General features: G+C 69.5%; 14 protein-coding genes. 1 reads left to right on the forward strand and 13 read right to left on the reverse strand.

Features of this window, described 5'->3' with window-relative positions; genetic code table 11:
* The first annotated feature begins 80 nt into the window (after window positions 1-80).
* On the forward strand, window positions 81-1,157 hold the full coding sequence (locus AC1DJH_RS10795; protein ID WP_478185676.1) for an aldo/keto reductase: 1,077 nt from the start codon (window positions 81-83) through the stop codon (window positions 1,155-1,157).
* 5 nt (window positions 1,158-1,162) lie between these two features.
* Here AC1DJH_RS10795 and AC1DJH_RS10800 read toward each other — a convergent pair whose 3' ends face one another.
* From AC1DJH_RS10800 to AC1DJH_RS10860, 13 genes are all read right to left on the reverse strand, one after another.
* Entirely contained in the window at window positions 1,163-1,525 is a 363-nt protein-coding gene (locus tag AC1DJH_RS10800; protein WP_435486671.1) for a DUF3325 domain-containing protein, read from the reverse strand.
* The gene (locus AC1DJH_RS10805; protein WP_478185677.1) at window positions 1,525-3,198 is read right to left on the reverse strand and encodes a PepSY-associated TM helix domain-containing protein; all 1,674 of its coding nucleotides are present in this window, start codon (window positions 3,196-3,198) and stop codon (window positions 1,525-1,527) included. Before AC1DJH_RS10805 ends, AC1DJH_RS10800 begins: the two co-directional genes overlap by 1 nt.
* Window positions 3,195-3,503, reverse strand: a complete 309-nt coding sequence (locus AC1DJH_RS10810; RefSeq protein ID WP_435486669.1) for an iron transporter — start codon at window positions 3,501-3,503, stop codon at window positions 3,195-3,197. Before AC1DJH_RS10810 ends, AC1DJH_RS10805 begins: the two co-directional genes overlap by 4 nt.
* Before the next feature lie 174 nt (window positions 3,504-3,677).
* Window positions 3,678-5,030: an esterase-like activity of phytase family protein gene (locus tag AC1DJH_RS10815; RefSeq protein WP_478185678.1), complete on the reverse strand. Its 1,353-nt coding sequence runs from the start codon at window positions 5,028-5,030 to the stop codon at window positions 3,678-3,680.
* 101 nt (window positions 5,031-5,131) lie between these two features.
* Window positions 5,132-7,507 (reverse strand): penicillin-binding protein 1C, encoded by a 2,376-nt coding sequence (pbpC, locus tag AC1DJH_RS10820; protein ID WP_478185679.1) that lies wholly within the window; start codon window positions 7,505-7,507, stop codon window positions 5,132-5,134.
* 71 nt (window positions 7,508-7,578) lie between these two features.
* Window positions 7,579-13,599, reverse strand: a complete 6,021-nt coding sequence (locus AC1DJH_RS10825) for an alpha-2-macroglobulin family protein (protein WP_478185680.1) — start codon at window positions 13,597-13,599, stop codon at window positions 7,579-7,581.
* A gap of 162 nt (window positions 13,600-13,761) precedes the next feature.
* Window positions 13,762-14,238: a DUF2269 family protein gene (locus tag AC1DJH_RS10830; RefSeq protein WP_478185681.1), complete on the reverse strand. Its 477-nt coding sequence runs from the start codon at window positions 14,236-14,238 to the stop codon at window positions 13,762-13,764.
* The gene (locus AC1DJH_RS10835) at window positions 14,235-14,609 is read right to left on the reverse strand and encodes a DoxX-like family protein (RefSeq protein WP_435486664.1); all 375 of its coding nucleotides are present in this window, start codon (window positions 14,607-14,609) and stop codon (window positions 14,235-14,237) included. The genes AC1DJH_RS10830 and AC1DJH_RS10835 overlap by 4 nt, the downstream gene beginning before the upstream one ends.
* Entirely contained in the window at window positions 14,606-15,085 is a 480-nt protein-coding gene (locus AC1DJH_RS10840) for an SRPBCC family protein (RefSeq protein ID WP_478185682.1), read from the reverse strand. Before AC1DJH_RS10840 ends, AC1DJH_RS10835 begins: the two co-directional genes overlap by 4 nt.
* Window positions 15,086-15,092: 7 nt before the next feature.
* Entirely contained in the window at window positions 15,093-16,235 is a 1,143-nt protein-coding gene (locus AC1DJH_RS10845) for a saccharopine dehydrogenase family protein (RefSeq protein ID WP_478185683.1), read from the reverse strand.
* Window positions 16,232-17,869, reverse strand: coding sequence for an FAD-dependent oxidoreductase (locus AC1DJH_RS10850; RefSeq protein ID WP_478185684.1), 1,638 nt, complete (start codon window positions 17,867-17,869; stop codon window positions 16,232-16,234). Before AC1DJH_RS10850 ends, AC1DJH_RS10845 begins: the two co-directional genes overlap by 4 nt.
* A 117-nt stretch (window positions 17,870-17,986) precedes the next feature.
* Window positions 17,987-19,543, reverse strand: a complete 1,557-nt coding sequence (locus AC1DJH_RS10855; RefSeq protein WP_478185685.1) for a polyamine aminopropyltransferase — start codon at window positions 19,541-19,543, stop codon at window positions 17,987-17,989.
* A complete protein-coding gene (locus tag AC1DJH_RS10860; RefSeq protein ID WP_019653703.1) occupies window positions 19,540-19,758 on the reverse strand; it encodes a DUF350 domain-containing protein in 219 nt (72 codons plus the stop codon). Before AC1DJH_RS10860 ends, AC1DJH_RS10855 begins: the two co-directional genes overlap by 4 nt.
* Between the last annotated feature and the right edge of the window lie 4 nt (window positions 19,759-19,762).

Genomic DNA, 19,762 nt, shown 5'->3' on the forward strand with positions numbered 1-19,762 from the left:
TTTCCAGAGGAATTCCAGGCCTACCTTCGAGGCCATGGCGATGCGACCGCACCGCCAGCCATCTCGAAAGAACATTCACCATGAAGCTGGACAACTACCTCACCCTCGGCCGCTCGGGCCTGCGCGTCAGCCCCATGTCGCTGGGCACCATGACCTTCGGCAGCGACTGGGGCTGGGGCGCCGACGCCGTGGAGTCGCGCCGCATGTTCGACCGGTACGTGGAGCGCGGCGGCAACTTCATCGACACGGCCAACTTCTATACCAACGGCAGCTCGGAGAAGCTGCTGGGCCAGTTCATCGCCGAGCGGCGCGAGTCGGTGGTGCTGGCCACCAAGTACACGCTGAACATGCAGCCCGGCAACCCCAACGCGGGCGGCAACCACCGGCGCAACATGGTGCGCTCGGTCGAGGCCAGCCTGAAGCGCCTGGGCACCGACTACATCGACCTGCTGTACCTGCACATCTGGGACAACCTCACGCCCATCGACGAAGTGATGCGCGGCTTCGACGACCTCGTGCGCTCGGGCAAGGTGCTCTACGCGGGCATCTCCGACACGCCGGCCTGGCAGGTGGCGCGCATGCAGACGCTGGCCGACCTGCGCGGCTGGACGCCGCTGGTGGCGCTGCAGATCGAGCACAGCCTGATCGAGCGCACCGTGGAGCGCGAACTGCTGCCGATGGCCCACGAGCTCGGCCTGGGCGTGATGGCGTGGTCGCCGCTGGGCAGCGGCGTGCTGTCGGGCAAGTACACGCGCGCCGACCTCGCCCAGATGAAGGGCGCCACGCCGGGCACGGCAGGCGTCTCGGGCACGCGCAAGGACCTGGTCGCCATGAACGGCGCGCTGAGCGGCCGCACGCTCGACATCGCCGACGTGGTCGCGCAGATCGCGCAGGAGCAGGGCCGCTCGTCCGCGCAGATCGCGCTGGCCTGGCTGCTGCACCGCAGCGCGCCGACCGTGATGCCGATCGTCGGTGCGCGCACCTTCGCGCAGTTCGAGGACAACCTGGGTGCGCTCGACGTGGAACTCGATGCCTCGGCGCTGCAGCGTCTCGATGCAGTCAGCGCCGTGCCGATGGGCTTCCCGCACGACTTCATGGCGCTGCCGGTGACGCAGGGCGTGCTCTCGGGCGGCACCGCGGCGCGGCGCCCGGCCTGAACGGCTCAGGCCAGCAACAGGAGCAGCAGGTAGAGCAAGCCGCCGCCCACGGCGACGAGCGCCGCGGCCGACCCGATCCACGGAAACCGCCGCGGCGCGCAGCCCAGCAGCCCGACCGTCGCCAACGCGGCGGCCGTGAGCGCGCCCAGCCACAGCACCCAGCCGATCGAACTGCCCGCGGCCTGCAGGCTCGCCGCCAGCGACAGGCACAGCAGCACGGTGCCGCCAAGCTGCAGCCAGCGCCGCCATGTGCCCGGCGAGCTGCCGCGGCCGTAGACGTCTTCGCTGTGGCGGTCCATCGCCAGGCTCAGCGCGCAGAAGCCGCCGAGCGAGGCGGCGAACACGAGGGCCAGGAGCAGCGAATCCATCACGAACCCTGTTCCGAGGTGACGAGCGCGGACTGCGCCGCAGGCGTGGCCTTGGCCGCCGGCGGAGCGGCCTTCCTGGCCAGCGACTTGCGGCGCTTGCGCTCCACGATCCAGACCGCGCTCGCCAGGCCCAGGCCCAATGCCATCGCGACGAGGTCGAAGCCGGCCACCGCGCTCGGGCCCGAACGCAGGCTCACGGTCAGCGGCGCGGGACCTGTGAACGCGTTGAGCACCGGCAGCAGCACGAACAGCAGTGCGCCGAATGCCAGCTGCGCCTGCCACATGCGCAGCGTCGGTCGCAGCAGGCCGAGCACGGCGGTCGCGCCCCAGACGATGAAGAACCAGCGGATCTCGACCGCGCCGCGCTCGGCCACCTCGACCGGCACCAGCCGGTTGGCCCAGAAGAAGGCGGCCATCGCCACCGGCAGGCCGGCGACGGCGCCGACGTTCAGGCCGTCGACCAGCCGCAGGCCGAAACCGATGCGCCCGCCCTGCTTGAGCGTCTTGGCGAACTTCTGGCGCTCCTTCACGGCCCACAGCAGCAGCCCGGTCGCCACCATCAGGCAGCCGGCCAGGCCCGAGAGGAAGAACAGCGCGCGCAGCAACGGATCGCCGAAGCGCCCGATGTGCAGGCCGTAGAGCACGCCGCGCGTTTGCGCGGCCGGCCGGGGCACGTCACCGAAGGCGCCGATCAGCGCGCCGGTGGCGCCGTTGAACTGCATCGACGGCTGGTCGTACGACAGCTGCGGCCCTTCGGCGCGCGTGAGCGAGACCACCGCATTGGCATCGTTGGGCTGGTGCACGGTGATGCGGCCCACGGCGGCGCCGTTCCAGTGCGCCGAGGCCTGGGCCAGCATCGGCGCGAGGGGCGCCAGCGGCGCCTTGGTGCCCGAGGCCTTGACCTGGTCGCGGCCGCCGCCCGGGAAGGCTTCGGCGAAGAAGGCCTGCTCGCCGCCGCGGTCCTTGTAGGCCACCTGCGGGGCCCAGGGCATGTACATGAACATCAGCGTGACCAGGCCGGTGTACGTGATCATCAGGTGATAGGGCAGCGCGAGCACCGCCGTCACGTTGTGCGCGTCGAGCCAGGAGCGCTGGCCCTTCTTCGGGCGGAAGGTGAAGAAGTCCTTGAAGATGCGCTTGTGCGTGACGATGCCGCTGAAGATGGCCACCAGCATGAACATCGCGCAGAAACCCACGATCCAGCGTGCCCACAGCGCCGGCATGTAGTGCAGGTCGAAGTGCAGGCGGTAGAAGAACTCGCCGCCGCGGGTGGCGCGCGGCGCGGACATCGCTTCGCCGGTGGCCGGGTCGAGCGAGGCGCGGTCGAAGCGGCGGCGCGGCCTCTCGGCGGGTGCGGCACCGGCGGCGGCGGGCGCCGGCGTGGCGAGGTACAGCACGTCGGTCGAGGGCTGGCGCTCGGTCGGCAGGTTGATGAACCAGCGCGGGCTGCCGGCGCCGCGCCGCTGCAGGTAGGCCACGGCGCCTTCGGCGGCCTGGACCGGCGGCACCGCGTGCTGCGCCACCGCGTGCAGCTCGGGCTTCATCCAGAACGTGATCTCGTCCTTGAAGTACGAGGCCGTGCCGGCCGCGAACACCATGAACAGCACCCAGCCGACCAGCAGGCCCGACCAGGTGTGCAGCCACGCCATCGACTGGCGAAAACCTTCCTTCATGCGGCGCCCCCGGCGATGCGCAGGAGCACGAACAGCAGCACGGCGAGCGGTGCGGCGGCAACGGCCAGGCCGGTCCATGCGCGCACGGCGGTGCGCGCGGCAAAGACCCACATCACGGCCAGCGCGAAGACGATGAAAGAGGCCAGCGTGCCGGTCATGGCGGCTTCGCTGCGTGCCATGCCGAAGGCGGCGGGCAGGCACAGCGCGAGCACCGCGGCAGAGAGCGCCGCCACGCCGTAGCCGCCGGCAATGGCGGCCACCGCGCGGGACGCCACGCCGAGGCGATGGCGAACGCCGGTGCTCACGCCGCGCGCCGGACGGCGCGCGAGGTCGTTCGGAAATTCATGGAAAAGGGGACGAGGGAATATGCTTGAAGATGAGAATCATACGCATTTGGCGCAATTTCCCCAACCAGCCCCTCACACGCCCTGCCTGCGCGCGGGGCAATGCGGCCCCCGGGAGCGCCCCGTGCCCGCCGCCTACTTCGCCTGCAGCAGCGCGCCCGCTTCCAGCAGCACCAGCTCGTTGTCGTCGGCCTTGTTCGGCTCGCGGCTGCTCGAGAAGGGCAGGTTGTTGTCGTTGCCGACCACGATGTGCGTGGCGTCGACCACGTCGACGTTCTCGATGGTGAAGAACGGGAACTTCAGCACGCCGTCGTTCAGCGGCTTGCGCGCGAGCTTGTCGGGGTCGGCAATGTTCAGCAGGTCGATGTAGCCGATCTTGCGCACCGGGCCGCCCACGTTGGCGTCGCTCAGCTCGACCTTGTAGACGCGCTTGAACTTCGCGATGTCGTGGAAGCAGTCGGTGCGCTTCTGGCCTTCGGGGCAGGCCTTGTCGGAGGTGCCTTCGCCGTTGTCGCGCTCGATGATCAGGCCCGTGGTGGCGTCGATCATGTTGAAGTCGCCGATGGCGTTGCCGTTGGCTTCCAGCACGTACTTCCAATGGCGCCCCGTCCACTTCTCGGTGGCCACGTCGAACTCCAGCACGCGCAGCGCCTCCTTGCCCTCCACGCGCTCGTAGTCCTTGGCCTCGGCATTCCACACCGGGCCTTCGAGCAGTGCGTACAGCTTGCTGCCGTCCTTCGAAGACGCCATGCCCTCGAAGCCCTTGGAGCGCTTGATCTGGAAATCGACCGCGCCACCGGGCACGCCCGGCGTGGTCACGGCCGGATGGTCGGGCGAGCGCACGGCCTTGCCGTCGACCAGCGTGTCGAACACCGCGAGCACCTTGCCCTTGAGGTCGGCCTTGATCAGGAAGGGGCCGAACTCCTCGCCGATCCACAGCGCGCCGCCGGCGAACTGGAAGCTCTCGGGGTCGAAGTCCGAACCCGTCAGGTAGCGCTGCCTGGTGCCTTCGTGGACGATGCGAAACGGCACCTTCTTGTCGGGGTCGTGCAGGAACACGGTTTGCAGCCGGTCGAACTTGCCGCTCTTGAAGTCCACCTTGTAGTGGTTCAGGTAGAGCATGAAGTCGGGCGAGTTGGCCTTGGCGCCCGCGCCGTTGTCGGTGAGGATCCAGAACGTGCCGTCGTCCATCTTCTTGATGCCCGAATGGCCCTGCAGCGGCTGGCCCTTGAAGGGCACCGAGATCCCCGTGCCGCGCCCGGCAGAGAGGCCTTCGACGGTGCCGATGGCCTCGACGCGCCTCGGCGTCGTGAACTTGCCGCTGACCTGCAGGTCGGCCGGCGCGTCCTTCGGCGCGGCCACGAAGCTCTGCGCGGGCAGCACGGCGTGGCCGGCGAGCGTGGACGGAAAGGCGGTCTGCGCCGCCGCGCTGCCGCAGGCGAGTGCGGTGGCCAGGGCGATGAAGGAAAGGGAAGCGAGGCGCGTCATGAACGAAGAAGTTCCAAGTCGAAAACGCGTGACCATGCCGGGCAGGCATGACGCGACCATGACACCCGGCCACCATGACATCCGGCGGCCCTGACATCCGTTCAGGGTGCGACGTCCACCGTCACCTCGCGCGATTCGGCGCGTCCCTGGTCGTCGACCGCGCGCAGCACGTAGCGCCGGCCGGACTCCGAAAGGCTCGGCATCCAGGTGATGCCTTCTCCGGGCGCGGCACGGCCAATGAGCGCGTCGTCGGCGAACCAGTACACCGCCTGCGTGCCTGCGGCGGCCTCGGCGCGCAGCACCAGCGGCTCGGGCTTGTTCACGCGCAGCGTGTGGCGCACGCCGCGCAGCGGCGAGGTGATGAGCGGCGCGCCCTCGGGTGCATCGCCGTCCTTCTCGCAACCGTCGGCCGGTGCGCTCGCGCGCGGCAGCCCGGCCTGGCGGAACAGGCGGCGCATGTCGCTGCCCCACTGTTCCACCACCTGCTGTCTTGCGTTGGGCTGCGGCCCGCACACCACCTTGCCGGTGGTCTCGTCGACCCACACCGCGCGGTGCAGGTTGCTGACCTGGATCGGCGACTTGCCGGCGATGAACCACGTCGTCGCGCGCACCGGGCACAGCGCATCGGGCAGGCCGCCGGTGGCGGCGCACACCTCGACCTGGCGCAGGTCCGGCGGCTGGCGCGACGCGACTTCGCCCGGGTCGAGCCGCTCGGCGCGCAACGCGTCGACCATGCGCAGGAACAGCGGCGCGGCCGCATCCACGCCCACCAGCGCGGGGTTGCTGGTGCCGTCGAAGTTGCCCACCCACACCACCAGCACATGACGGCCGAACACGCCGGCCGTCCATGCATCGCGAAAGCCCCATGACGTGCCCGTCTTCCACGCGACGGCGGGGCGCGCGGGCAAGGTGGTGTCGGGACGCGGCGTGTGGCGCAGCATGTCGAGCGTGATGAACGATGCCTCTTCGCTCAGCAGGCGCAGCGGCTGCACAGGCGGCTCGTCAGGCGCGGGCTGCGTGTAGCGGATGGGCTGCGAAATGCCGCCGTTGGCCAGCGTCGCATACATGCCCGCGAGCTCCTCGGGCGTGACCTCGCCGCCGCCCAGCACCAGCGCCAGCCCGTAGTGCGATTCGCTCTGCAGCTTCTGCACGCCGGCCAGCCGCATGAAGTCGTACAGCCCCGGTTTCGAGAGCTTGGCGGCCACGGCCACCGCGGGAATGTTGCGGCTGCGGATCAGCGCCTCCTGCGCCGACAGCGGACCGGCGAAGCGGTGGTCGAAGTTCTCGGGCGTGTAAGGGCCGAAGGAGGTCGGCGCGTCTTTCAGCATCGTGCGCGGATGCAGCAGCCCCTGGTCGAGCGCCAGCGCATAGATGAAGGGCTTGAGCGTGGAACCCGGCGAGCGCCTGGCCAGCACGCCGTTGACCTGGCCCGCGATGGCGTCGTTGCGGAAGTCGGCCGAGCCGATCATGGCGCGCACCTGCATGGTCGAGGCGTCGAGCAGCAGCGCGCTCGCGTTGGTCATGCCCACGTCGGCATGTGTGCGCAGGTACTGGCCCATCACGCGCTCCAGCGTGGACTGCATGCGCAGGTCGATGGTGGTGCGCACCTCCTGCACGCCGCGCTCCTGCGCAAGCAGCATGTCGGTGGCGTGCGGCGCCAGAAAGGGCAGGCTGCCGCGCGACTGCGCCGAGAGCGCGAGCTGCGCGTCGGGGGCGTGCTGCCTGGCGGTGGGGTCGCGCTCGGCCCACAGCGCCCACAGGCGTTCGCGCGCCGATTGCAGCTCGGTGTTGCGCCCGCGCTCGGCAATGCGCTTGACGGGGTTCTGCGGAATCACCGCGAGCGTGAGTGCCTCGGGCAGGCTGAGCCTGGCGGCGTCCTTGCGGAAGTAGATGAGGCTCGCGGCCTGCACGCCTTCGATGTTGCCGCCGTAGGGCGCGGTGTTGAGGTAGGCCTCGAGGATGTCGCGCTTGCCGAAGCGTGCTTCGAGCCACAGCGCGGCGAAGATCTGCGCGACCTTGCCGCCGGGCGTGCGGCTGTCGATGCCGTACACGCGGCGCGCGAGCTGCATGGTGAGCGTGGAGCCGCCCTGGCGGCGCTCGCCGCTGGCGATGCGCCACGCGCTGCGCACCAGTGCGGCGGGGTTGACGCCGGGGTGCGCGTAGAAGCGGCGGTCTTCGTACAGCAGCACCGCATCGACCAGCGTCGGAGAGATGCGCGCGAGCGGCACCCAGAGCCGGTACTGTTCATCGCCCGCGAGCGTGAGCCGCATCAGTTCGCCGCCCTGGGCATAGACGGCGCGGGAGCTGCCGACGGTTTCGCTGAGCGGGGCATGAGGCCAGAGGCGCAGCAGGGCGAGCAGCAGCGCGACGATCGCGAAGGCGACGAGCGTCTTGCGCCCCCGTGTCTTGCCCCCTCTCCCGCGTGCGGGAGAGGGCTGGGGTGAGGGGAGCGGCGACGGATCAAGCAGCGTGTTCATGGGAAGGCCGAACCCTCACCCTAGCCCTCTCCCGCACGCGGGAGAGGGAACAACGCGGACCGTCGTCGTGGTCAATTGCCCACCACCTGGAAGCGCCCACCCGCCGAGCGCGAGAACACGCGCCGGTCGTACATCGCCTCGCCATAGGCGGCCGGCACCACGTAGTCGCCCACGTTGGTCGCGCGCGCCTTGTAGGTCACTTCGAGCAGGTCCTTGCCGACGCCGCCGTAGAACACCACGCGGTCTTCGCGGATGTCGGCGTACTGCACCTGCCACGAGCCGCCGCCGCCCAGGCGCTTCTTCCAGATCGGCGCATCGGCGTTGGCATCGTCGTCGTCGCCCACGGCCTGCAGCACCGGCTCCAGCCCGCCGGGCAGCACGTCGACCAGCGCCACGTCGGCGATCTGTGCGCGGTCCAGGCTGCGCACGCGCACCCGCACCGTGACCTCGTCGCCGAGCTTCACCTTGGTGACCGGGTTGCCCTTGGCGTCGAGCACCTCGTGGAATATTTCCATGCCCTGGTTCACCGGCGTGGCGGGCACGTTGCGCTCGAAGCCCTGCTCGGCCCAGCTGTAGTACAGGTTGAAGTCGCTGTCGTTCGACAGCTTCAGCTTCGCGGTGCCGGCCGGCACCGCGGCGCGCGCGATCGGGTTCACCGCACCCAGTGCCAGCGCGGCGGCCTGGCCCTGCGCGTTGACGGCGCTCGCCGTGAGCTTGCCTTCGGCGTTCTGCCCCACGGCCTCGAAGTACGAGTCGACCGCCAGCAGCATCGAGGCCGACGACAGGCTGTTGTACCAACCGTCGCGCACCATCGCGGCCATGCCTTCCCACACGGCGGGCTTCAGCGTCTTCAGGCGCGCCGGAAAGTGCCGGCCCACCAGGTGCAGCGTCATGCTGTCGTGCACCAGCGGGTCGTAGTAGGCGCCCCAGACGTTGCGGCGCTGCTTCTTCTCGGTGCGCGCGAGCAGGTCGCTCCACACCGGGTCGAGCAGTTCGTTGGCCACCTGCTCCTGCTTCACGAGCTGGTAGCTCGCGGCGAGGTACACGGCGCCCAGGTCGTCGTTCCAGCCCTGGGTCTTCTTGTTGCGCCAGGCCTCGCGCAGGTTGGCCAGCGCGGCCGGCGCGATGATGCCCTGGCGCGTCAGCAGGTAGGCCGCCTGCGTGCGCTGCCGCCAGCCGTCGAGCGTGGCGTCGCCGCTGCCGAGCCAGCCCTGCAGGTAGGTGTCGGCCTTTTGCAGCAGGTCTTGCGGCACCGGCAGCTTGTGGTCCCTGGCCTCGACCAGCAGGTGCACCGCATAGAGCGTGGCGAACGGGTCGGTGCCCGCGCCGGGCCACAGCGAGAAGCCGCCGTCGGCCGTCTGCCGTGCGCGCAACTGCACCAGGTAGCGCTCGAAGGTCTTGCGCGCCTCGGGCAGCGGGCCTTGCTCCGCGGTGCGGCCGCGCGCCATTTCCTTCACCAGCTCGGGCCGGCCCGACAGCAGCACCGCAGGGAAGGTCTGGCTCGTGATCTGCTCGGTGCAGCCGTGCGGGTAGGCCTCCAGGTACTGCATGAGGCCGGTCGCGAAGGCCCAGGGCGCAGCAGACACGGCCACGTCGCTCTGGCGGAAGTTCGGGTACAGGTCGGCCTTGCTGCTCAGCTCGCCGGCACGCTGGAAGCTGCCGGCCTGCACCAGCGTGACGAAGGGCGATGCGGGCCGCACGCTCACCTCGGTCGACAGGCGCGCGCTGAAGGTCTTGTGCGTCGAGGTGAACACCAGCGCCGAAGAACCCAGCACCGCCTGCTCGCCGGGTTTGGCGCGCACGTTGAATTTGGTGCTCGCTTCGCCGCGCTCGTTGACCTTGAGCGTCTGCGTGGCGTCGCCCACCACTTCGAGGCCGCCCGAGGCGGTGAGCGTCAATGCAATCGGCGCTTCCTTGCCGGAGCCCGCGATGTTGTTCGCCAGGCCCACGCCCACCTCGACCGTGTCGCCCGGCGCCATCGCGAGCGGTGCGTTCGGCAATATCACCATGTCGCCGCGCACCACGGTGCGCGTGCTCTTGGCGGCGGTGGCTTCGTCGTTGATGGCCACGGCCATCACGCGCAGGCTGCCGTTGAAGCTCTCGGGCACGGTGTAGCTGAACTCGCGGCTGCCGTTCACGTCCACCAGCCCCGACCAGTAGGCCACCGGCTTGTCGCGCTTGCGCTTGAACGGGTTCAGGTGCTTGCCGAGCTCGCCTTCGCCGTCGCCGCCGGGGGCCGCGCCCTGCATGAGCTTCTTGAACTCCGGCAGGATCAGGTCGAGCGTCTGCAGCGTGCCCACTTCGAGCGCGCGCTTCTGGAAGAAGTGCTTCAGCGGGTCGGGCGTCTTGTAGCGCGCCACCTGCAGGATGCCCTCGTCCACCGCGAACACCACGGCGCGCGTGGGCTTGTCGCTGGTGAGCTTCATCTTCACCGTCTGCCCCGGCTTCACCAGCTCGCTGCTGGTGAGCTGCAGGTTGGCCGTGCGTTTGGTCAGCGCGGTGGCGAAGGGCACGATGCCGTACGACAGCGGGCTCATGTAGACCTCGTCCGAGGACGGGTCGCGCACGAAGTGCACGTTGATGTAGCCGGTGCCCTCGAAGTCCTTGGGCAGCACGATCTTCTGCACCGAGGCGGTCTTGTCGGTCTTGAACCACGCATGGGCGTAGACCTTGTCGCGCTCGATGGTGATGAGGCCCGCGCCCACGTACGGGGCACGAATGCTCACCGCTATTTCCTGGCCGGGCTCGTAGTCCTTGCGGTCGAGCGTGAGCTGCAGCTCGGCATTGCGGTCCAGCGAGCGCGACACATTGGCGTTGCCCGCCACGCTGTACTCCACGCGGTTGAGCTCCTGGCCCTGCGCGTTGCGCACCACGTAGGCGAAGTTGCCGGGCGCGGCGGTGTCCAGCGACACCGTGTTGCCTGCTGCGGCAATGGCGAAGGGCTTCTCGTCGAGCACCACTTCCTTCTTGCGCGACTCGTAGCGGTACAGGCCGTTGTCCTGCTTGACGAGCACCGACAGCACCTTGCGCTCCACGCGCTCGATCTTCAGCTCGGCCACGGCCGTCTTCTTCGCCTGCGGGTCGATGGCGATCACGGTGGCGTTGCGCGCGGCGCCCTTGCTCACGTAGCTGGTGTCGCCGTCGACCTTCACGCCCACCAGGTAGGGCATGTCGCTCACCAGCGTCTGCGCCTCGGCCGACACGCTGCGCCCGCCCTCGGGCTCGAAGGCCTTGGCCAGCACGTGCACCTGGTAGGTGGCCGCGTCGAAGCGCGACAGGCGCAGGTCGAACTCGGCCTTGCCGTCGGCGCCGGTCTGCACGCTGCCCAGGTCGTCGACCTGCTTGTCGGCGGCGCGCTGCGGATCGAAGAAGGCGTAGTCGGTGAACGCGCGGAACACCGGGAAGCCCGGGCTCAGCGTGAGCTTGCCTTCCACCTTGCGGTCGGGCGCGGGCGTGCCGAAGAGGTTCTGCACGTCGACGAAGGCCTTCAGGTCCTTCGGCTTGACCCAGCCTTCGGCCGCCTCGCTGCTGAGCCTGGCGGTGACCTTGGTGCGGTCGGGCAGGAACTCCTGCACCTTCACGGTGGTGCTGCCGATGAGCAGGCCTTCGACCTCCGGCGTGCCGGGCGACGATTCGCGCGGCAGGTAGAGGTTGACGGTGTAGTTGCCGGTGGGCGAGCTGTCCTGCGTGGTGTGGGCGATTTCCGCCGCGCCACCAGGGCCGAGCTTGAGCTTCTCGCGGCGCACGCTGAGGCCGCGCGCGTCGATGATCTCGGCTTCCAGCGGCAGGTCGCGCAGCGAGGTGCCCCAGTTGCCGGCTTTCACCATCATCGCGATGTGCATCGTGTCGCCGGGGCGGTAGATGCCGCGGTCGCTGAACACATAGGCCGTCATCTGGTTCGGCACGCCGGCCGCGCGCAGGCCGCCGACGTCGAAGCGCGAGATGTCCAGCGTGCGGTCGCTGCGGTTGAAGGGCAGGAAGCTCAGGTCGCCGTCCTTGCGCACGACCAGCACCACGGGCGTCTTCTCGCGCTGGTAGCCGGCCAGGTTGGGCAGCTTCGCGGCGCCGGTGGCGTCGGTGGTCTGCGACGCGACGATCATGCCGTTGCGGCCCCACACCTCCACCAGCGCATTGGCCACGGGCTGGCCGTTGGCGATGCTCTGCACGAACACGTCGCGCGTGCCGTCGAGCGACTTCTTCGCAACGATGCCCAGGTCGGTGACGAGCACCAGGCGCTGGTCCAGCTGCTGCTCGGGGTTGCCGGCTTCGCCGTTGCTTTCGTCTTCGTCGGAGGACTGTTCTTCCTGCTGCTGTTCGTCTTCCGGCTGGGCTTCGCCGTCGCCTTCGGGTTTCTTTTTGGCCTTGGGGTCGTAGCCCTGCACCTTCAGCAGGAACACGCCGCGCCGGTCGGCCACGTCGTTGCGCAGGTACTCGGCGAAGTCGACCGTCTCGTAGTGCGCCTTGCCGGCGGGAATGCTGAGCGGAATTTCCTTCTGGAAGCGGTCGACCAGGTTGTCCGAGGTCAGGCCGCCGTAGAACTGCGGATGCGAGAAGTCGCCGTTGGTCTGCGTCACCAGGTGCTGCAACTGCTGCGGCAGCAGGCGGCCGATTTCCAGGCGGATGCCGGGCAGGTCGCGCACCAGGATCGGCAGCTTGCGCTCGCCCGACAGCGCGAGCAGCGAGCCCTGGCTCATGATGCTGAGCTCGGGCGCGAAGGTCTTGAGCAGGCGCACGTCCTGGCGCGCCGCACCCAGCTGGTAGCCGCCGGGCGTCTTCAGGCCTTTGGCAATGCGCACCAGCAGGTAGCGCCCGCCCTCGGCCTGGGGCATGCGGAAGCTGACCATGTCGGTCACTTCGCGCTCGCTGGCGATGGGCTGCAGGTTGATCTTCTTCGCGCGGCGCAGCACGGCGTCGGTCACCTTCGCCGGGTCGGCCGACCAGTCGAACTTCTCGTCGTTGTCGTCCTTGCTGCCCTTGGCTTCTTCGGTCGCGGGCAGCAGCCAGGCTTGCACCACGCGCGCCATTTCGCGCTCGTGCACGGGCATGGAAGCGCTGACGTGCATCACGTGCTCGGGCTCGCCGTTCTCGCCGGTGACGATGGTCGGGTCGATGCTGGCGATGCTCAGGCTGAAGAGGCCGGGAATGTCGACCGCGCGGGACACGTCGTTGCGCAAGGCCGGGCCGCCCTTTTGCGCAAGCGCGCCGGCCGTGAGGCTCAGCACCACGGGGCGGGTCTTCTCGGGAATGGGCAGCGGCTCGGACTGCAGCGTGGCGTTGAGGCGCAGCTTGTCGTAGCTCACGGTGAACTTCTCGCTGGCGCACTTGCCGACGCTGAAGAACGAGGTGCTGCAGGCCTGGTCGTAGGTGAGCACCAACCGCTTCTCGAACTCGGCGGTGTTGACGGGGTGCGAGAAGCGCACCTGGAACAGCGCGCGGCGCACGTTGGCCTGCACCGGATCTTGATAGAACTCGGCGCCGGCGATCTGGGCGGTGAACTCGGGGGAGCTGAACTCGTACTTGCGCTGCGCCATCTCGATGTGCGGCGCGAGCGCGTTGCCGGCAAGCTGCACCTTGTAGGGCTGGCCGACGGGCCAGTCTTGCGCGGGCAGGAACTCGAGCCGGTTCTGTTGGGTCCAGGTCCAGCGGCCAGCGATGGCAGGCTCGATGCTGACGCCGGTGGCCTCCTGGCCGATGCGCGCAATGGGCGCCACCGAGGCCGAGAAGTTCATGACGAAGGGGTTCGGCCCCTTGTCGAGCTCGATCAGCGTGCGCTGCGGCGGTTCGATCCTGGCGGTGGCGACGACGGGCTCCACGCGGTCTGGCGTGAGGCCGTGCCACCACTTCAGCACATGGGGGCTGGCCATCCAGCCGGCGAGCACCAGCAACATCAGCAACACAAGCCATGCCAACCGTTGCTGAAGCCACCGCAACCCGAGCAGCGCGAAGGCACCCGCGATACGCAGCCAACCCGGCGGTCGCCATGACCCGATGAGCCCACGGGCCACCGGACCCAAGAAACCGAGCACGCGGCCCAGTCCGGTGAAGAGCACGTCACTGAACGACGCGAGTTTTCGATTGGCGACTTGAAGCATGGATGCTCCCCCGATGTTTTTGTTGGCGTCCGCGAGTGTGCGGACTGTCTGTGAAGCAATGGCGCTGTGTGTGAAGTCTTCGTGAAAACCGCACGGGGTCAGTTCGGGGCGTGTGCACAGGCCGCCGGGTGCTCCTCTCCGCGAATGTCCCCCGGCTTCATCTCAGAACCAGAGCTGCGGCTTGTTCACCATCAGGTAGAACACCACCGCCATCGCCACGAAGGCCGGGTAGCCGAGCAGTTCCCAATGACGTTGGTACCGCGCATAGAGGGGCGGCAATGCGGTGCCTTCGCGGTGCGCCTGCGCCGCGATGGCCGCCATGCGGATCTGCAGCCACACCACCGGCAGCCAGCACAGGCCCGCGACCACGAACAGCAACAACGACAGCGCGAGCCACGGCGTGGACATCGGCCAGCCCGCCATGTGCGCCAGCGCGAAGCCGGTGGCCGGCTGCAGGATGACGGTGGGCGTGGTGAACCACCAGTCCGCGCGCACCACCAGCCGGCTGACCACCGCCTGCGCGGGCACGCTGCCGCTGCGGTTGGTGAAGAACAGGTAGAACGCCGAACCCAGCCCCGTGCCGACCATCAGCACGCTGGAGACGATGTGCAGCCACTTGAGGACGAGGTACGTGTTCATGGTGTGGCGCGTCGGTACAGGTGCCAGAGCAGGGCGGCGATGGGCAGGTTCTTGAGCAGCGGGCCGAGCGGATGCAGCCACAGGCTCGGCTGGAGCACGGTCGCCACGGCGGTCATGACGGCCATCAACGCGAACGCCGCGGCGTAGCTCGCGCGGCCCGGCCAGCGCCACAGCGCGATGGCGATGAGCAGGTCCGCGGCCGCGCCGCCGACGATCAGCCCCTGCACCAGCCACGGCGGCGACGCAATGCCCGCCGCGGCCAGCACCTCGCGGCTCTGCCCGTTCAGCTCGACCAGGCTGGCGACGGCGGTGAAGAGCCACACCGCAACGAGGCTCAGGCGCAGCAGGCGATCGTCGTCGCAACGCGTCATGCCGCGCCGGCCCCGTGCTGCGTGCGTTGCCACTCGACGACCTCGTGCGCATGCACCGCGAGGAACTCGCGCATGCGCGCGAAGCGGCGTTGCGTCTGCCGTGCGAAGACCCGCGCCACCACCGGCTCCAGCAGCCATCGAAAGGACTGCGGCCCCACTTCGATGGTGTAGACGTAGATCAGCACCGAGTGGCCGGGCTGCGTGTCGCGGTGCCGCATGGACGCGGCCCAGCGGCTGAAGGGGAAGGAGCGGCCGACCATCGACGCCGCCGCCACGTGCGGCCGGTCGAAGGTGACGAAGCGCGTTCGCATCGACAGGCCGCGCAGCCAGCCACCGCCGCTGTTCTCTGTCTCCGCGCCGACGAAGGGGCAGGGGGCACCACCCACCACGCGCGCATTGCCGACCAGCGAATCCCAGCGCGCGCGCCACACATGGAAGTGGAAGGCGTCGAAGACCACGTCGGCGGGTGCCGGCATGTCGAACTCAAAGCGGCGGTGCGCCATGGCCCTGCACCGTGGTTGCAGCCTCTTCGACGATGTCGGTCACCATGCCCCAACGCGCGAACTCGGGCGCGAATTCGTCCAGGGCCAGCAAGCCGGCGCAGGCATGCGCGCCCGTGGGCAACGCATCGCCGCGCGCGAGCCGGCGGGCCAGCAGGATGGCGGCCATGCACGGGATCTCCGGGCCGTGGTTGTGGTCCGCGGCGATGTGCCAGGCGCGGCGCGCTGCCCGGCCTTGCGCGTCCGTGCCTTCGACGCGCACCACCATGCCGCCCAGCGCGGTGCCGAGCGCATCGAACACGCGGCCTGCCGAATGCAGCAGCGGCGCCAGCTTGTGCGGCGCGGGCAGCAGGCCCACGCGGCGCATGAAGGCCATGAACGCGAACGCGTGCTGTGCCAGCCCGACTTCGAGCGCGGCGCGGAACATGACCGACTGCACGCCGGGATAGCGAGAGGGAAGAAGCTCGAGGTCGGGGATGTCGCACAGCGCACCGCGCCTGGGCTTCATGCGCGCGAACTCGACCTTCACCGGGTCGGCCCAGCCGAGCCGCTCGACCCACCGGCCGTCCTGCCACACGCGGATCGGCGCGCCGCAGTAGGCAAGCACGCCGGCCAGCGTGGCCTCGCCGCGCGGCGCGCCTTGGGCCGGCGCGATGCAGATGTCGATGCTGCGTATGCCTTGCCAACCCGCCGCGAGCTGGTCGACCACCGCCGAGGACAGCGCGGGCACGGTGCTGGCGCCACTGACCGCCGTGCGGCCCGCGTGGCGGAAGGCGGCATCGAGCGCCGCCGGAAAGTCGCACACGAAGCGCCGGCCGTCGGCCAGGTCGATGTAGTGCGCGCCTGCTGCGGCCACGGCCTGGGGCACGCGGTAGTCCTGGCTCTGAAAGGGCCCCGCCGTGTGGATCACCAAGCCGACACCCAGCTCGCGCAAGCTGGCCGCCAGATCGCCCGCCTGCACATCGAGGCGGACACCGCGCGCACCGCCGCCGAGCGAATCGGCCAATGCCGTGGCACGCTGCGCATCGCGCCCCGCCACCAGCAACGCAATGCCGGGGTCGGCGGCCAGTGCGCGGCAGATGCGCGCACCGAAGTTGCCGTAGCCACCGAGCACCAGTGTCTTCATGCCACTGCGGTCCCGGCCACGTGCCCGCGCGTGAAGGCCTCCTCGAAGATCGAATAGCCCGACCAGTCGGCATGCGCGAACGACAACCGGCCCGCGACGACGCTGCCGCGGTGCGCGTCGTCCGGCGCGCTGCGCTGCGAACCGATCTGCGCGAGCAGGCCGGGTCTGGGGATGGACATCGCGTGCCCGTAGCGCGTGATGTCGATGCGCGTGGCCAGCGAGGGCAGGTCGGGGTGCGGCACCGACAGCTCCGCGAGCAGGTCGTCGCGCCAGCCGGTCCAGGGGCGCTCCAGCAAGAGCTTGCGGCCGTCGGCCGTGTCGTAGCCGCTGGCGCCCAGCGGGCGGTACCAGCTCAGCACGGTGCCGCGCGGTGTCGGGTCGAGTGTCTGGTGGCGCGCGTCGACATAGCCCAGGCCCTTGGTGCCGTACACCACGTTGTCCCAGCTCGGCGCGGCGCCGTGCCGGTCGGCCAGCGGCCCGCGCAGGTGGATGTTGGCCACCAGCCAGGGCGCGTAGCGCACGTGCGCGGCGGCGTTCTTCAGTACCTCGGGCGGGTTCTCGACCACGCGCGCGGCGATGAACACCGGCAGCGCGACGATGCAGCGCTCGGCCTGCCAGCGCACCAGCGACTTCGTGGCGGTGTCCCACGCATCGACCTCGACGCCGCCGCGCACGTCGGCGATGCGCGTGACGACCTGGCCGGTGCGCAGGCGTTCGCCGAGCGGGCGGGCCAGCTGCTTCGTGAGCCAGCCGTTGCCTTCGGGCCAGGTGAGGATGCCGTCGCGCTCGGGGTTCGCGTCGTTGGCGCTGCCGGTCGGATCGCCGGGCGCATGAAAGCCGTGCCGGCTGGCGAAGTAGTGGATGCCGGCCCAGGCCGACACCTGCGCGATGCCCGCGCCGTAGTCGTCGCGGCAGCAGTACTCCAGGTACCAGCGCAGCTGCACGTCGCTGAAGCCCTCGCGGTCGAGCCAGCTCGAAAAGGAAATCGCGTCGAGCGCCAGCAGCTCGGGCGTGACGGCGACCTTGAGCGTGGGAATGGCGAAGTGCGCCGCGTGCTGCAGCGCGTCGATGCGCTGCGAGAACTTGCGGTACTGCGCCAGCGTGCCTTCGCCCACGCCGTGCACGGGCAGCAGGCCGTCCTGCCATTCGCCCTGGAAGAACAGGCGCTCCTGCGGGCTGTGGCACAGCGTGACCTCGTCGTACGCCCAGCGGCCCGCCACGCGGCGGCGCAGGCCGAGCTCCTCGAGCAGGTCCTGCACCTCGCGCGCATCGTCGCCGGGCACGGGCAGGTAGTGCGCGCCCAGCGGGCAGGCAATGCCGTTGACCATGCCGCCGCGCGCGTTGCCCCCGGCCGTGTCTTCGAGTTCGAGCAGCGTGAAGTCGTCGATGCCCGCGAGCCGCAGGGCGCGTGCGGCGGCGAGCCCGGCGACGCCGCCACCGGCGATGACGACACGGGTGCGCTTCACGACAGCGGGTGCCGCGCTCTTGAGCGCGCCGTCGCGCATCGCATGGCCGCGCGCCACGTCGATGCCGGTGAAGCCGCCTTCGATGGGCGCGGGCGGCGCCTCGCAGCCCGCAAGCGCCAGGGCGCCCGCCGCACCTGCGGCTGCGCCAAGGAAGCCACGGCGCTTCATCGGATCCGTTCCCTTCGGGGAACACCGCGGATGCGGCTTCGCCGGGCTGCAGGTGTTGCCCCCGGCAGGGGGTTGGCGAAGCGACACGAAGTGCGCGCAGCCTGGGGGCGAGCCATATCAATGCGCCATCACCTTGCCCCACTCCTGTTCGTAAGTGGTGACAAGGATCTGGTTCGACAAACGGTTCACTTCCGTCGGCACGCGCGCCATGTCGAGCGGAAAGTCGAACATCAACGGCAGCGTGGAAGGCGAGAGAAAACGCAGGCCCGGCGGCAGCGCGTCGGGCATGCGGTACGGCCGGCGGCTCGCGATGATGTAGCCCCATTCGCCGAAGCTCGGCACATGCGCGTGGTACGGGGTGGCGCGCAGGCCCACCGATTCGATGGTCGTCGCCACGGTCCAGTAGCTCTTGCGTGCCACCAGCGGCGAGGTGGTCTGGATCACCGCGTAGCCGCTGGCCGACAGGCGCTTTTCGAGCAGCGCATAGAAGCTGTTGGTGTAGAGCTTGCCGATGGCGAAATTGGTTGGGTCCGGAAAGTCGACCACGATCACGTCGTACATGTCGCCGGGTTGCTGCAGCCACTGGAAGGCGTCGGTGTTGACGATCTTCACCTTCGGCGAGGACAGTGAATGGCCGTTGAGCGCGGCCAGCGTCTCGTGCGTGGTGAAGAGCTGGGTCATGTTCGGGTCGAGTTCCACGAGCGTGACCGACTCGACCGACGGGTACTTCAATATCTCGCGCACCGCCATGCCGTCGCCGCCGCCGAGCACGGCGACCTTCTTGGGCGCGCCCTGCGCGGCCATCACCGGATGCACCAGGGCCTCGTGGTAGCGGTACTCGTCGCGCTCGGCGAACTGCAGGTTGCCGTTCAGGAACAGGCGGTGGCCGAGCAGCCCGCGCGTGACCACGATGCGCTGGTAGGGCGAGGTGGCGCTGAAGACGATGTGGTCCTGGTAGAACTTGTCCTCGGCCAGCGTCGTGATGTGGTCAGCCCAGATGAAGGCCGCGAGCAGCGCGGCCAGCGCCAGGAAGCAGGCCACCGCATGCGCGCCGATTCGGCGCAGCTCATGGCGGAACAGCCACAGCGCCCACAGCGCCACGGCGGCGTTCATGAAGCCGAACAGCAGGCCGGTGCGGATCATGCCGAGCTGCGGCACCAGGATCAGCGGGAACGCCACCGACACCGCCAGTGCGCCGAGGTAGTCGAAGGTGAGCACCTGCGACACCAGGTTCTTGAGCACGATGTTGCGCTTCAGGATGCGCATCACCAGCGGAATCTCCAGGCCCACCAGCGTGCCCACGACCATCACCAGGCCGTACAGCAGCAGGCGGAAGGCGCTGGGCACGTAGGCGTTGGCCAGGAACAAGATGGCTGGCAGCGCGCCGCCGATCAGCGCCACCATCAGCTCGATGCGAAGAAAGTGCGCGGGCAGCTGCCGGTCGAAATAGCGCGAGAGCCACGAGCCCACGCCCATGGCGAACAGGTAGGTGCCGATGATGGTGCTGAACTGCAGCACCGAGTCGCCGAGCAGGTAGGAGCTCAGCGCGGCCGCGCTCAGTTCGTAGACCAGCCCGCAGGCGGCGACCACGAACACGCTGGCGAGCAGCGCGATCTCCACGGGTTGCGGCCCCCGCGCATCCGGGGTGCGCGCGGGCAGGGCCGCGTCGCTCAATGGATTGCTGCGGCCACGATGATGCTGATGCCCAGGCTCATCGCGGCAACCACCAGCCCCAGCGCCACGTTCTGCTTCTCGACGATCTCGCCCCACAGGTCATAGGGCGTGATCTTGTCGATGATCAGGAAGCACAGCCAGAAGATCACGACGCCGATCAGCGCGTACACGAGCGATCCGAGGACCACGCCCGGTTTCAGCCATTCAAATCCCATGGGG

The organism is Variovorax sp. 10N412 (genome assembly GCF_056394985.1).

What these genes read in the sequence shown, in the direction of transcription:
- AC1DJH_RS10850 (WP_478185684.1), bottom strand. Translation starts at nt 17,869, where the DNA reads ATGAAGCGCCGTGGCTTCCTTGGCGCAGCCGCAGGTGCGGCGGGCGCC.
- AC1DJH_RS10795 (WP_478185676.1), top strand. Translation starts at nt 81, where the DNA reads ATGAAGCTGGACAACTACCTCACCCTCGGCCGCTCGGGCCTGCGCGTC.
- AC1DJH_RS10830 (WP_478185681.1), bottom strand. Translation starts at nt 14,238, where the DNA reads ATGAACACGTACCTCGTCCTCAAGTGGCTGCACATCGTCTCCAGCGTG.
- AC1DJH_RS10840 (WP_478185682.1), bottom strand. Translation starts at nt 15,085, where the DNA reads ATGCCGGCACCCGCCGACGTGGTCTTCGACGCCTTCCACTTCCATGTG.
- AC1DJH_RS10800 (WP_435486671.1), bottom strand. Translation starts at nt 1,525, where the DNA reads ATGGATTCGCTGCTCCTGGCCCTCGTGTTCGCCGCCTCGCTCGGCGGC.
- AC1DJH_RS10805 (WP_478185677.1), bottom strand. Translation starts at nt 3,198, where the DNA reads ATGAAGGAAGGTTTTCGCCAGTCGATGGCGTGGCTGCACACCTGGTCG.
- AC1DJH_RS10860 (WP_019653703.1), bottom strand. Translation starts at nt 19,758, where the DNA reads ATGGGATTTGAATGGCTGAAACCGGGCGTGGTCCTCGGATCGCTCGTG.
- pbpC (WP_478185679.1), bottom strand. Translation starts at nt 7,507, where the DNA reads ATGAACACGCTGCTTGATCCGTCGCCGCTCCCCTCACCCCAGCCCTCT.
- AC1DJH_RS10815 (WP_478185678.1), bottom strand. Translation starts at nt 5,030, where the DNA reads ATGACGCGCCTCGCTTCCCTTTCCTTCATCGCCCTGGCCACCGCACTC.
- AC1DJH_RS10825 (WP_478185680.1), bottom strand. Translation starts at nt 13,599, where the DNA reads ATGCTTCAAGTCGCCAATCGAAAACTCGCGTCGTTCAGTGACGTGCTC.
- AC1DJH_RS10845 (WP_478185683.1), bottom strand. Translation starts at nt 16,235, where the DNA reads ATGAAGACACTGGTGCTCGGTGGCTACGGCAACTTCGGTGCGCGCATC.
- AC1DJH_RS10835 (WP_435486664.1), bottom strand. Translation starts at nt 14,609, where the DNA reads ATGACGCGTTGCGACGACGATCGCCTGCTGCGCCTGAGCCTCGTTGCG.